We start from the raw sequence: 13,056 nt of genomic DNA, 5'->3' as shown, positions 1-13,056 counted from the left end.
CCATGCCCACACCCCTCGTTGTTTCCGAAGTTGCGAAGAGCTTTACCATGCATCTTCGCGACGGCATCCGACTGCCTGTCATGTCGAACGTCACCTTCTCGGTGAAGTCAGGCGAATGCGTCGTGCTGGGCGGCCCGTCCGGCATAGGCAAAAGCTCGCTGCTCAAGATGGTCTACGGCAACTATGCCGTCGATACCGGCCAGATCCTGGTCGATCACGATGGCAAGCTGCTCGATCTCGCGACCGCCGATCCGCGCACGATCCTCTCGGTTCGCCGGGCGACACTCGGCTATGTCAGCCAATTCCTGCGCACCGTGCCGCGCGTCGCGGCCGTCGATGTCGTGGCCGAACCGCTCACCGCCCGTGGCGTCGATGCGGCCGAGGCGAAGGCGACGGCAGAGGCCATGCTGGCCCGGCTCAACCTGCCGCGCGAACTCTGGCAGCTTCCGCCCGCCACCTTCTCCGGCGGCGAACAGCAGCGCGTCAACATCGCCCGCGGCTTCATCACCGATCACCGCATCCTGCTGCTCGATGAGCCGACCGCCTCGCTCGACGCGAAGAACCGCGCCGTCGTCGTCGGCATGATCGAGGAGAAGAAGGCGGCCGGCGTCGCGCTGCTCGGCATCTTCCATGACGAGGACGTGCGCGAAAAGGTCGCCGACCGCATCGTTGACGTCTCGGCCTTTTCCCCGCGAAAGGCCGCCGCATGACCAAGCTGTCCGAAACGCCGCTGATCCACCCGACAGCCATCGTCTCCGATACGGTGCTCGGCCGCTACACCGAAATCGCCGAGAACTGCCGCATCAGCGAGGCCGAGATCGGCGATTATTCCTACATCATGGAGGGCGGTTCGGTCTGGTGCGCGACGATCGGCAAGTTCGCCAACATTGCCTCGTCGGTCCGTCTCAACGCGACCAATCACCCGATGTGGCGCGCGACGCTGCACCACTTCACCTATCGGGCCAACGACTACTGGCCCGATGCGGACCACGAGAGCGAATTTTTCTCCTGGCGGCGCGAGCATCGCGTCACCGTCGGCCATGACGTGTGGATCGGCCATGGCTCGACGATTTTGCCGGGTGTCACAATCGGCAACGGGGCTGTCATAGGGTCCGGCGCGGTCGTCACAAAAGACGTCGAACCCTACATGATCGTCGGCGGCGTGGCAGCGAAAGTCATCCGCGAACGCTTCCCGCGAAGCATTGCCGAGCGCATGGAAAAACTCGCCTGGTGGGACTGGGATCATGCCCGGTTGCGTGCCGCTTTGGACGACTTTCGCAAACTTGACGCAGAAGCCTTTCTTGCCCGTCACGACGGCTGAGCGGGCATGTGCAATGCCGGAAATTCAGGCCTGTGGACTGTAATTTTTCCGACATGAAACTGACATCGCCGCTTCATCAACAGCGTTTACAGCCAGTCCCGAAAACGACATTGCCCCATCACGGGCTCGCTACTGAATTAGAGGGATCCGCCATGTTCCGACTGAAGAATGTCACCCGCCGTTTCGGCGAGCGCGTTGCGGTCGACGCAGTGACCTTCGACATCCCGCAGGGCCAGATGGTCGGCGTCATCGGCCGCTCGGGTGCCGGCAAGTCCACCATGCTGCGCATGATCAACCGTCTTGCCGATCCGAGCGAAGGCTCGATCCATTTCAACGACGTCGTGGTCTCGTCGTTGCGCGGTTCAGCACTGCGCAACTGGCAGCGCGACTGTGCGATGATCTTCCAGCAGTTCAACCTCGTGCCGCGCCTCGACGTCTTGACCAACGTTCTGCTCGGCCGCCTCAACCACCGTTCGACGACGCTCAGCATCCTCAATCTCTTCACCCGCGAAGAGCGCATCATGGCGATTGCGGCCCTCGAGCGCCTCGGCATCGAGCAGACGGCGCTCCAGCCGGCCGGCACGCTCTCCGGCGGGCAGCAGCAGCGCGTGGCGATTGCTCGTGCCTTGATGCAGAACCCGAAGATGCTGCTCGCCGACGAGCCGATCGCCTCGCTCGACCCGCTCAACGCCAAGATCGTCATGGACGCGCTGCGCGACATCAACGAGCGCGAAGGCATCACTGTGATCACCAACCTTCACACGCTCGACACGGCACGCGCCTATTGCGAACGCATCATCGGCATGGCGCACGGCCGCGTCGTGTTCGACGGGTCGGCACGCGAGCTCGACAGCGAAGCGGTGCGCACGATCTACGGCACGGGCGCCGATGGCGCGGAGATCGACGAGAGCCTCACCTCCACGGCGATCCGCAACCCGGCCCGCCAGGACAATATCAAGGAATCCGCCAGCCCGACACCGCTGGCACTGGCCGGGCTCTGAGCTCCGCCGGGATCGAACGACCCGCGTAAAGGGTCAGACAACTTCCAGTCCGGCAAAGCCGGTCAAACAGGAGAGAGACCATGCTGAAGAAAGTACTTCTCGGCGCCGTCGCGCTCATCGCGCTCGCCGGCCACGTCCAGGCTGAAGACCTCAAGGAATTCCGCGTCGGCATCATCGGTGGCGAAAACGAAGCCGACCGCCTGCGCAACTACCAGTGCCTCGGCGATCACCTGAAGGCCGAACTCGGCTTCGAGAAGGTCTCGTTCTTCCCGGCTGCCGACTATGACGGCGTCATCCAGGGCCTGCTCGGCGGCACGCTCGACTACGCCGAACTCGGCGCTTCCGGCTTTGCCAAGATCTACCTCGCCAAGGCCGACGCCGTCGAGCCGATCCTGACGACCGTCCAGACCGACGGCTCGACCGGCTACCACTCGATCATGGTCGCCCGCAAGGACAGCGGCATCACCAAGCTCGAAGACCTCAAGGGCAAGAAGCTCGGCTTCGCCGACCCGGACTCGACCTCGGGCTACCTCGTACCGCTCGTCACCCTGCCGGAAGCCATCGGCGGCCCGGTCAAGGAATATTTCGCTGAAACCGGCTTCGGCGGCGGTCATGAAAACCTCGTCCTCGAAGTGCTGAAGGGCACCTTCGACGCCGGCACGACCTTCGGTTCGGGCGTTGGCGAGTGGAAGGACGGCTACACGTCCGGCAACCTGCACAAGATGGTCGAGAAGGGCATTCTCGACATGAACGACATCGTCGAACTCTGGAAGTCGCCGCTGATCCCGAACGGCCCGATCGTCGTTCGCACGTCGCTCGCCGACGAGACCAAGGCGAAGTTCAAGCAGTTCATGCTCGACCTGCCGAAGAAGGACGCCGCCTGCTTCGCAGCCGTCATGGGTGGCGACTTCACCTCGTTCACGGAAGTCAACGTCGACTTCTACAAGCCGATCATCGACGCCCGCAAGGCAACGATCGGCGGCTGATAGCCACGCAGACACTGGCGCCGGCCGCAACCCGGCCGGCGCCTCGTCTTTTTTGAGCCCAGGCGGAACAGACATGGCCTTGAACACGCTTCACGACGGCTTCAGCGAGAAGGGCGCTCTCATCGAGCGGCACTGGCAGGAGCTGAACGCACGGCGCCGCCTCTACACCTGGCTCGGCCTTGCCATCCTGGCCGTCGCGCTTTCCGGTTCGCTGTGGTTCGCCAACGAGACGAATGCCGGCAAGTTCTTCGACCGGCTGCCCTATCTCTTCGACTTCGTCGGCGACATGGTGCCGCGCGATGGCCTCGAAGTGTTCCGCGCGCTGTTCGACCTGCCGTCGCCCTATGACGACGGCAGCTTCAAGTACAATTATCCCGAAGGCCGGCTCTACATCACAGAGAGCCTCTACATCCCGGAATATTTCCACAAGATGCTGGAGACGCTGAACATCGCGCTATTCTCCACCATCATCGGCATGGTCTTCGGCTTTCTGCTCTGTTTCCTCGCCGCCAAGAACCTCGTCGCCAATCGCCTGCTGCGCGGCTTCGTTCGCCGCTTCATGGAAATCCTGCGCGCGTTTCCGGAAGTCGTGCTGGCCGGCTTCTTCCTCGCCATTCTTTCCCTTGGGCCTCTCCCAGCCGTCATCGCCGTGTCGATCCACACGGTCGGCGCACTCGGAAAACTGTTCTTCGAGGTGGTGGAGAATGCCGACATGAAGGCGGAAGAAGGGCTTCGCGCCGTGGGCGCCAGCTGGATCGAGCGCGTCTGGTTCGGTATCGTGCCGCAGGTCCTGCCGAACTTCGTGAGCTATTTCCTGCTGCGCCTTGAAATAAATGTGCGCGCCTCGACCATCATCGGCGCCGTCGGCGGCGGCGGTATCGGCGAATTGCTGCGCCTGTCGATCGGCCAGAACCATCAGGCCAAGACGCTCGCCATCGTGCTGCTTCTCCTCATCACCATCATCGCCGTCGACCAGTTTTCCGCCTGGCTGCGCCGCAAGCTGGTCGGCGATCATGCCTTCCGGCTGGCCCAATAGGAGTGTGCCATGACGACCCTCAATCCCGCTGAGATGGATGAGATCGCGGCACGCCATCCGGCCGTCTTCCACCGCTCGTTCTGGCAGCGCTTTCGCGTGGCGTTCATCACCGGCGGCTTCGTGCTCTACGCGCTCTATTGCTGGTGGTTCTTCGCCATCGGCCATGTGCTCGGCACGGCCAACTGGAACATTGCCGGCACCTATCTCGCCGACTGGGTTTCCTACGAGGTGCGTCCCGAGGTGACCATTGCCGATGATGGCGCGATGAAGCTCACCTTCCCACGGTTCTCGCCGCTCGGGCCCAATGCCGAGCCCGACTGGGTGGAAATCGAGCGCGGCACGATGACCCGCACGACTCCGGCCGCGGGAGCATCGATCACCACGGCCAAGAAACCCGCATCCATGGGCTTCATGGGCGAGGGGGCCGTCCTCGGCGGCTCGGCTGCCGCCGCAGAAGGCATGGCGACCGCGACGACGCGCGAAGAGGAGGTGGTCAAACGTGCGAGGATCACGCTCAATTCGTCAACGAGCGTCGAGGTCGTGCCGGACCGCGTGACCGTCCAGCATGCCGGCGAGACGCTGGTTGTCGATATGACGGGCTCTCATGTGAAACCCGAAGGCGCGCTGCCGGCCTGGGCGACGCAGAAGACGCCGGGCCAAAAAATCACGCTTGCCTTCGGATTCGCTGGCTGGGGCGAAATCGAGGCTGGCGACGTCAGCATCCGCAGGCGCTTCCTCGGTTGGGCAAACTTCATCTTCGACACGAACTCGCCGTTCCATGGAAAATCGACCTCGGAGGTCGTCTCGCTGATCACCTCGGGTGACCGGATCGACGCGAAGCAGTCGAACCTCTCGCTTGCCTGGAACAACATTCTCTACAATGCGGAATGGCAGCATCTCGACGTCTGGACGAAGCTGCTCCAGACCATCGTCATGGCCTTCGTCGGCACGCTGTTCGCCATGCTGCTGGCTTTCCCGCTCGCTTTCCTTGCGGCGCGCAACATCACGCGCAACTGGTTTTCCAACCAGATCACCAAGCGGCTGTTCGACTTCCTGCGCTCCGTCGACATGCTGATCTGGGCGCTGTTTTTCACCCGCGCCTTCGGCCCGGGGCCGCTGGCCGGCATGTCGGCGATCTTCTTCACCGATACCGGCACGCTCGGAAAACTCTATTCCGAAGCGCTTGAAAACATCGACGACAAGCAGCGCGAGGGCGTGAAGTCCGTGGGCGCAGCGCCCGTCGCCGTACAGCGCTACGGCGTGCTGCCGCAGGTCATGCCGCTCTTTGCCTCGCAGGCGCTTTATTTCTGGGAATCGAACACCCGTTCTGCCACGATCATCGGCGCGGTCGGGGCTGGCGGCATCGGCCTCAAGCTCTGGGAAGCGATGCGCACCAATTCGGATTGGGAGAACGTCGCCTATATGGTGCTCCTGATCCTCATCGTCGTCTTCGTCTTCGATGGAATCTCGAATGCGCTTCGCTCACGCCTGATGGGCAAGCCGGCGCACTGATATCGCCGTGGCGGCATGATGCTGCCACACGAATCCCTTCAAGCTCCGGCGTCGCCCTTCCAGGCGGCGTCAACCGACTTTTACAGGAATGAGCCCTTGCGTTACGCCCTCTACTTCACGCCGTCCGCCTGCGATCCGCTGACCCTTGCCGCGCAGCGCTGGCTGGGTCGCAATGCCTTTACGGGCGCACGCCTGGAGCAACCGGCCGTGAGCGGTTTCGAAGCCGAGGCGCTTGCGGGTTTGACCGCCGATCCGCGCCGCTATGGTTTTCACGCCACGCTGAAAGCGCCTTTCTCGCTCGCCGAGGGCCGCAGCGAGGCCGAACTGATCGCCGAGATCGGCCGCTTCGTGTCCGAGATCGAACCCTTCGAGATCCCCGAAGTCGTCGTCGGTCGCATCGGCTCGTTCTTCGCGCTGGTGCCGGGGGAGCAATGCGATCCGCTGCATGCTTTCGCTGGCGAGGTCGTGCGTCGCTTCGAACGCTTCCGCGCACCGCTCAGCTCCGCCGACATCGCGCGCCGCAAGCCGGATGAGCTGACGACGGACGAGCGTCAGAATCTCGTGCAATGGGGTTATCCCTACGTGTTCGACGAGTTCCGCTTCCACATGACGCTGACGGGGCGCGTTCCGGCTGATCGCCGCGATGCCGTCGAAGGCGTGCTCCTCGATCAGTTCGCCGAATTCCACGGCAAAGCGCTGCCGGTTTCAGGCCTCGCGCTTTTCCGGGAACCCTCGCGCAGCGCCGATTTCACCGTCCATTCGCTCTTCCCGCTGGGTGGGGCCGCCAACAGAAAGACCGCCTGACATGACCCGCGAAACCGTTCTTTCCAATGCCCGCATCGTGCTTGAGGACCAGATCCTCGATGGCACGCTGGTGCTGCGCGATGGCCTCATCGCCGACATCTCCGCAGGATCCACGGCTACCGGCGAGGATATGGAAGGCGACTTCCTCATCCCCGGTCTTGTCGAATTGCATACCGACCACCTCGAAGCGCACTACTCGCCGCGTCCCGGTGTGCGCTGGGGCCTGACGGCGGCGATCCAGGCGCATGACGCGCAGGTCGTGACGTCCGGCATCACCACGGTCTTCGACTGCCTGCGCATGGGTTCCGACGAGGACGGCGGCTTCGAAAAGGGTGAGATGCGCGCCATGGCCGATGCCATCGCACAAGCCCAGAGCGAGGATCGCCTGCGCGCTGAGCACCTCATTCACCTGCGCTGCGAGGTCTCGACCGACAATGTGCTCGACCACTACGAGGAGTTCGAGGACGATGCGCTGGTGCGCCTCGTCTCGTTGATGGACCATGCACCCGGCCAGCGCCAGTTCCAGACGATGGAACAATACGTCCTCTACTACCAGAAGAAGCGCGGCCTTTCGGACGCCGAGTTCGCTGAATTCTGCAAGCGCCAGCAGGATCTTTCCGCCCGCTACGCCAAGCCGCACCGCGACGCCATCGCCGCCTCCTGCGCTGCCCGAAACATTTCGGTCGCCAGCCACGACGATGCGACGCTCGAACATGTCGAGGAAGCCATCGGCTATGGCATCCGTCTTGCTGAATTTCCGACGAGCTTCGAAGCCGCCAAAGCCTCGCACGGCGCAGGCATGAGCGTGCTGATGGGCGCGCCGAACATCGTGCGCGGCAAGTCCCACTCCGGCAACATCGCCGCGCGCGACCTCGCCGGGATGGGCGTGCTCGACGTGCTCTCGTCCGACTACGTGCCCTTCAGCCTGATGCATGCGCCGTTCATCCTCGCCGACGAGGGCATGGACCTCAGCAAGGCCATCGCCATGGTCTCGACCACGCCGGCCCGCACCGTCGGTCTCGATGATCGTGGCGCCATTGCCAGGGGCTTGCGCGCCGATGTCGTGCGTGTGCGCCGCCTGGAGGGCGTTCCGGTCGTGCGCTCGGTCTGGCGGCAGGGCAAGCGGGTGGCATGACCATGGATGCCGAAATCGCCGGCGCGCCGCCATTGACGGTTGCCGCCGGCACGATGGTGGTGGTGGTCGGCCCGAGCGGGGCGGGCAAGGACAGCGTCATGGCCTACGCCGCCCGGCGCTTCGCCGACGAAGCGCGGGTGACCTTCGTGCGCCGCGTCATCACCCGCCCGGCGGATGCCGGCGGGGAGGCGCACGAGGCGATCGATGCGGACGGTTTTCGCCGACGCGAGAGCGAAGGTGCCTTTGCCGTGTCCTGGGATGCGCATGGCCTTTCCTACGGGATCCCGCGTGAAACGCTCGGCGACCTTGCGGTAGGCGTCACGCTGGTCGCCAATGGCAGCCGCTCCGCGCTACCGGCCTTCGCGGACGTTTTTACGCGCCTGAAGGTCGTGCTGATCACCGCGCGCCCGGAAATTCTCGCTGCCCGCCTTGCCGCACGCGGCCGGGAAAGTGCCGAGGCCATTGCCAAGCGCCTCGACCGCGCCGCGCCGGAAATCGTGATCGCTGCCGATACCGTCGTCATAGACAACAGTGGCGCGCTGGAGGACGCGGGCGAAGCGCTGGTCTCGCTGCTTGCCTCGGCTCTGTCGCGCGAGGGCTAACTGTCCTTCAATGCCTTGTAGGCGCCGAGTGCTCTTTCGCGGGCCTTGGCGTGGTCGACAAGCGGCTTCGGATAGGTTTCACCCAGCACCACGCCGGCCTTCTTCAGCGTGCTTTCGGGTGCGTCGAAGGGCTTGTGGATGAAGGCGGAATCGAGCTTTTGCAGTTCCGGTACGAAGCTGCGCACATAGGTGCCGTCAGGATCGAATTTCTCGCCCTGCAGGATCGGATTGAAGATGCGGAAAAAGGGGGAGGCATCGGCGCCCGAACCGGCGACCCATTGCCAGTTCGCCGCATTCGATGCCGCATCCGCATCGACGAGCGTGTCGCGAAACCACTTTTCGCCGCGCCGCCAGTCGATCATCAGATGTTTGATGAGGAAGGAAGCGGTGATCATGCGCACACGGTTGTGCATGAAGCCATGTTTCCAGAGCTGGCGCATGCCGGCATCGACGATGGGATAACCGGTCTGGCCGCGTGTCCAGGCTAAAAACTCCGTGGTGCCACCTTGCCAGGGGAAGGCGTCGAAGCGGTCGTTCCAGTTCTTCTCGGCCAGGACTGAAAAATGGAAGTGCAGGTGGTGGCAGAATTCGCGCCAGGCCAGCTCCTTGCGGAAATGGATCACATCGTCCGTCGGCGCCTTCAGGCCGCGCGTCGCATGCCATACGCGCGCCGGGGAGATTTCGCCCATCGCCAGGTGCGGCGACAGCAGGGAGGTGGCGTCGATGGAGGGATGGTCGCGTTTCACCCTGTACCCGTCGATCGCGCCATCGACGAAGGTGTCGAGGCGCTCGAGAGCCGCATCTTCACCTGGCGTCCAGACCTCGCCGAATGCCGAGGCCCAATCGGGTCGGCTCGGCAGCAGGCCCCAGTCACCAAGCGTTTCGGATTTTGGCGCCGGGTGCGGGGTATCGAGCTTTTCCGGCGCATCGAACGGCTCAGGCGGCTCGCCATCCCGTTCCAGGGCGCGCCAGAAGGGCGTGTAGACGCGGTAGGGCTTCTTCTCACCCGTCAGCAGGCGGGTCGGATCGTGCAGCAATTCGCCCGCAAAACTCTTTGCCGCGATGCCGCGCGCCTTCAGGGAGGCCTTGATATGCGTATCGATCCTGATACCCGCTGGATCGTACCGGCGGTTCCAGTAGACCGTCTCGGCGCCTGTTTCCTCGATCAATTTGTCCAGAACCGTGCCCGCATCGCCGCTGCGCAGGATAAGTGGCGTTCCTAGCGCCTTGAGGGTCTCGCCAAGCGCAGTCAGTGAATGGTGCAGCCACCATTGCTGCGCTCCGCCGAGAGGTCCCGTGCCGGTGTCCGGTTCGCGGATATAGAGCGCCACGACGGGCTGGCCGCTGTCGGCCGCGGCGGAAAGGGCTGAATTGTCATCCGTGCGAAGATCTCGGCGGAACCAGACGATGACAGGGATTTTTCTCGGCTCCGTCATGGTCTCATTGCCCTTTCGGCAGCGGGCGGGTCAGGATGAAGAGGGCACTGCACGAAAGGACCAGACCGACGACTGCGGCAAGCAGGGCCGAAGGCTGGGTACGGTAGAAAAAGAAGGCGTAGCTTGCGACGATCAGGCTGACGGCGAAGACCTTGGTGCGGGCGGAAATTGCGCCTTCACGCCGCCAGTTCTTGAGCGGTGGGCCGAGCGTCCTGTGGTTCAGCAGCCATTGCTCGAGACGCGGCGAAGAGCGTGAAAAACACCAGACAGCGACGAGCAGGAAGGGTGTCGTCGGCAGGAGCGGCAAAAAGGCACCGACAATGCCGAGCGCCGTCATCAGGAGGCCGGCCATCATGTAGATCGTGCGCACAGGGAGCCTCGCTGAAAATCCAATCGACCGCTCAGATAGAGTGCTTTGCCGCCGGCTCCAAGGGGCAAGGTGCCGCGGCTGTGGAACGAAGATGATCGTGGGGCATTCCTGGTGCAGTTGGAGCTGGAGCGGCCGCGCATGTTGGACGATAGCGAATTTACCGGCGACCATGTGTGGTGGATGACCTCGCGCGGGCCGTCGCCGATCGTCGGCACCGCTATTCACAATGGTCACTCCGTTCGGGAAAACCTTCTTTCCAGGATGGCGCTCGAAGACGACGAGCGCCTGCGCGAGGAGGATCCCTTCACCGCCGAAACCATCCATGACCTCGCCAACCGCATCGTTTTCCAGCGCTCGCGTTTCGAGATCGATCTCAATCGCGCGCGGGACATTGCGGTCTATCAGCGGCCCGAGCAGGCCTGGGGCCTGAACGTCTGGCGCGAGCCGTTGTCCGGCGCCGACCTTGCAGAAAGCCTTGCATTGCATGACGCCTATTACGGCATGCTCGAAAACTACCTGCGCGGCGTGGAGGCACAGTATGGCGCCTTCGTGGTGCTCGACATCCACAGCTATAACCATCGCCGTGACGGGGCGTCCGGCATGCCGACTGCGACGGCCGATGCGCCTGAAATCAATATCGGTACGATCTCCATGGATCGTACCCGCTGGGCGCCGGTCGTCGATGCGTTCATGGATTTCTGCGCTGACTACGATTTCCTCGGGCGCCGGCTCGATGTGCGTGAGAATGTCGCCTTCCAGGGGCGCGGCGAGCAGACCCGCTTCATCCATGAGCGCTTTCCGGTAAGCGGCTGTGCCATCGCCGTTGAGTTCAAGAAAATCTTCATGGACGAATGGACCGGCGTGCCGGACTGGCAGGCAATTTCTGCGCTCCGCTCCCTCATCGCCGCTTCGGTGCCTGTGCTCGAAAGTGCGCTGCGGGAGGTTGTATGAGCCCAGCTAAGGCGGCGCGCACGCCGCGCGCGAAGACGGAAAAGAGCCTCGTCGAGGACGTGATCGAAGCACTGGAGGCCGGCAAACCGGTGCGTCGCGAGTTCGAAGGTGGGCGCCTGCATATCGACCGCCCGCAACCCTTTCTCTTCCTCCATGTCGGTGATCCGGAGAGGCATATCGTGGCGCGCGAGGTGGCAAGCGCCAATGCCTCCCACCTGCTGGCTGCAGATCTCGAAGAGGCCGTGAAGCTGATCGGGCCAATCGCCACGGTCCTGCGCAAGGTGTTCGGGACTTTCTTGCTTGTTGATATCGACGAACTGGAGCGCGACCGGCTGCTCTCCGACGATGCCCCTTTCCTCCAGCCGTTCGAAGTGAGCCTTTCATCGACACGCGGCATTGCGGCAAATCGGGCGATGAAGGCTTTCGAGGCGGCGATCAAAGCCTTCGACGCGCGATTCCGCACGCCGCATGTCGATCTCTGCGAGGCGCAGGAGGATCCGTGCGCGCGCCCGGATCTTCTGAAATTGCGCCTGCCGCTCGTCACGCTGCGTTTTGCGCCGATCTACCGCGTCACCGGATCGGATGCGACCTATCCGGATCTGCGCGAACGCCTCGTCGGCAATTTCCTCGATGCCGGCCTGCATGCCGTTGCCGCCTTTCTCGATGCTGATGGTTTTCCCAAACCGGTCACCTACCGCGCCTTCGGCCGCAAGGCCTTTGTCGATGCGGTGGAGCGGGCGGATCGCGGCATGGACGATGTCGCCTCCAGCTTCGATTTCCTGCTCTGCGTGACGCCGATCAATGCGAGCGCTGCCTGGAAAGAGTTCAAGGCAAATCATCACGACAAGCCCCCGCGCTTCCTCTACCGGCCGCTGAGCCTTCTGGTGGAGCGGGAAAAGCGCCGGCTCTATTCGATTTCGCTAGACCATCTCGAAGACCCAGTCCTGCACCAGATCTACCGCGAAAAGCAGCAGGAACTCGATCTGCAGCTGACGATCATCGGCCATCGGGAAAAAGCGCGTTTCGTCGAGTTCGGCCGTGCGCTCTACGGCCCGGTCGAACCGTCGCTGCTCAAGGCCGCGCGAGAGGTTCTTGAGGGCACGGGAGAGGCAAGCCGCCTATCTGCACTCACATCCGATGACGATGAGGTCGTCGACTGCTTTTTTGTCGAGCACCGCGCCCGAACGATGATGACGGACTACCAGCGGCGCTATGAGGGTTTTGACGCGGCGATCGAGCTTCGCGACGACGTGCCGCCCGGCCTTCTCGTTTCCGGGCCACGGCTGCTCATCTCCCGCCGCACGCGCATGATGCGGCATCGCGTCGATGCCCTCCTGAGCCATGAAGTGGGCGTGCATCTTCTGACCTATTTCAACGGCTCGGCGCAGGGGCTGCGTGTCTTTCGCACCGGCCTTGCCGGCTATGAGGGCATGCAGGAGGGGCTTGCGGTCTTTGCCGAATTCCTGGCCGGTGGTTTCACGCCGGAACGGCTGCGGCTGCTTGCTGCACGCGTCATCGGCTGCGATCTCATGCTGTCGGGCGCCTCCTTCGTCGAAGGCTTCCGGCTTTTGACGGGGCGGCATGGTTTCGATGCGGAAACCGCCTTCGGCCTGCTGCTGCGCGTCTTTCGCGGCGGAGGACTTGCCAAGGATGCGATCTATCTGCGCGGGCTCCTGTCTCTGCTCAGTCACCTGAAGGCAGGGGGCGCGCTCGATCCGTTCTGGATGGGCAAGATTTCCGCCGCCGATTTCACCGTGATGGAAGAACTCGGAGCGCGTGGCCTGCTGAAGGCGCCCGTCCTGCGGCCCCTTTGTCTCGAAACCGAACGCGGGCGTGCAAGGCTGGAGCGCGCCCGTGACGGCCTCACCCCCCTTGCCATGCTCGAAGCTTGAGGAGAGCAAC

At 63.5% G+C, this 13,056-nt stretch carries 13 protein-coding genes; 11 read left to right on the top strand and 2 right to left on the bottom strand.

What is annotated here, in order from left to right:
* Positions 1 to 2: 2 nt before the first annotated feature.
* The 9 genes from phnL (at position 3) to phnN (ending at position 8,397) form a co-directional block, all read left to right on the top strand.
* Positions 3 to 710, top strand: a complete 708-nt coding sequence (phnL, locus tag MUO32_RS02135) for a phosphonate C-P lyase system protein PhnL (protein WP_257946582.1) — start codon at positions 3 to 5, stop codon at positions 708 to 710.
* The gene (locus tag MUO32_RS02130) at positions 707 to 1,321 is read left to right on the top strand and encodes a DapH/DapD/GlmU-related protein (protein ID WP_257946581.1); all 615 of its coding nucleotides are present in this window, start codon (positions 707 to 709) and stop codon (positions 1,319 to 1,321) included. The genes phnL and MUO32_RS02130 overlap by 4 nt, the downstream gene beginning before the upstream one ends.
* A 152-nt stretch (positions 1,322 to 1,473) precedes the next feature.
* Positions 1,474 to 2,322, top strand: coding sequence for a phosphonate ABC transporter ATP-binding protein (gene phnC, locus MUO32_RS02125; RefSeq protein ID WP_257946580.1), 849 nt, complete (start codon positions 1,474 to 1,476; stop codon positions 2,320 to 2,322).
* A gap of 80 nt (positions 2,323 to 2,402) precedes the next feature.
* Positions 2,403 to 3,308 (top strand): phosphonate ABC transporter substrate-binding protein, encoded by a 906-nt coding sequence (phnD, locus tag MUO32_RS02120; protein WP_257946579.1) that lies wholly within the window; start codon positions 2,403 to 2,405, stop codon positions 3,306 to 3,308.
* 73 nt (positions 3,309 to 3,381) lie between these two features.
* Positions 3,382 to 4,344, top strand: a complete 963-nt coding sequence (gene phnE / locus MUO32_RS02115; protein ID WP_257946578.1) for a phosphonate ABC transporter, permease protein PhnE — start codon at positions 3,382 to 3,384, stop codon at positions 4,342 to 4,344.
* Positions 4,345 to 4,353: 9 nt separating this feature from the next.
* The gene (gene phnE / locus MUO32_RS02110; RefSeq protein ID WP_257946577.1) at positions 4,354 to 5,856 is read left to right on the top strand and encodes a phosphonate ABC transporter, permease protein PhnE; all 1,503 of its coding nucleotides are present in this window, start codon (positions 4,354 to 4,356) and stop codon (positions 5,854 to 5,856) included.
* A 96-nt stretch (positions 5,857 to 5,952) separates the two neighbouring features.
* Positions 5,953 to 6,660, top strand: coding sequence for a DUF1045 domain-containing protein (locus MUO32_RS02105; protein ID WP_257946576.1), 708 nt, complete (start codon positions 5,953 to 5,955; stop codon positions 6,658 to 6,660).
* A 1-nt stretch (position 6,661) separates the two neighbouring features.
* Positions 6,662 to 7,795, top strand: coding sequence for an alpha-D-ribose 1-methylphosphonate 5-triphosphate diphosphatase (locus MUO32_RS02100; protein ID WP_257946575.1), 1,134 nt, complete (start codon positions 6,662 to 6,664; stop codon positions 7,793 to 7,795).
* Complete coding sequence (gene phnN / locus MUO32_RS02095; RefSeq protein WP_257946574.1) at positions 7,792 to 8,397, top strand: phosphonate metabolism protein/1,5-bisphosphokinase (PRPP-forming) PhnN; 606 nt, start codon at positions 7,792 to 7,794, stop codon at positions 8,395 to 8,397. The genes MUO32_RS02100 and phnN overlap by 4 nt, the downstream gene beginning before the upstream one ends.
* On the opposite strand, the gene MUO32_RS02090 is transcribed toward phnN, so the two are convergent.
* Together MUO32_RS02090 and MUO32_RS02085 are read right to left on the bottom strand one after the other, a co-directional pair.
* Positions 8,394 to 9,833 (bottom strand): deoxyribodipyrimidine photo-lyase, encoded by a 1,440-nt coding sequence (locus MUO32_RS02090; protein ID WP_257946573.1) that lies wholly within the window; start codon positions 9,831 to 9,833, stop codon positions 8,394 to 8,396. The genes phnN and MUO32_RS02090 overlap by 4 nt on opposite strands.
* A gap of 4 nt (positions 9,834 to 9,837) precedes the next feature.
* Positions 9,838 to 10,203 carry a YbaN family protein gene (locus MUO32_RS02085; protein ID WP_257946572.1) on the bottom strand — a complete coding sequence of 122 codons (366 nt, stop codon included), beginning with the start codon at positions 10,201 to 10,203 and terminating at the stop codon, positions 9,838 to 9,840.
* A gap of 138 nt (positions 10,204 to 10,341) precedes the next feature.
* Between MUO32_RS02085 and MUO32_RS02080 the strand changes: the two genes are divergently transcribed.
* Positions 10,342 to 11,154 carry an N-formylglutamate amidohydrolase gene (locus MUO32_RS02080; protein WP_257946571.1) on the top strand — a complete coding sequence of 271 codons (813 nt, stop codon included), beginning with the start codon at positions 10,342 to 10,344 and terminating at the stop codon, positions 11,152 to 11,154.
* The gene (locus tag MUO32_RS02075; RefSeq protein ID WP_257946570.1) at positions 11,151 to 13,046 is read left to right on the top strand and encodes a flavohemoglobin expression-modulating QEGLA motif protein; all 1,896 of its coding nucleotides are present in this window, start codon (positions 11,151 to 11,153) and stop codon (positions 13,044 to 13,046) included. The genes MUO32_RS02080 and MUO32_RS02075 overlap by 4 nt, the downstream gene beginning before the upstream one ends.
* Positions 13,047 to 13,056: the final 10 nt, after the last annotated feature.

Source organism: Shinella sp. CPCC 101442, assembly GCF_024704725.1.
Lineage (GTDB): Bacteria > Pseudomonadota > Alphaproteobacteria > Rhizobiales > Rhizobiaceae > Shinella.
Note: the sequence above shows the minus strand (reverse complement) of the source record. Positions and strands in the feature narration are given on the sequence as shown.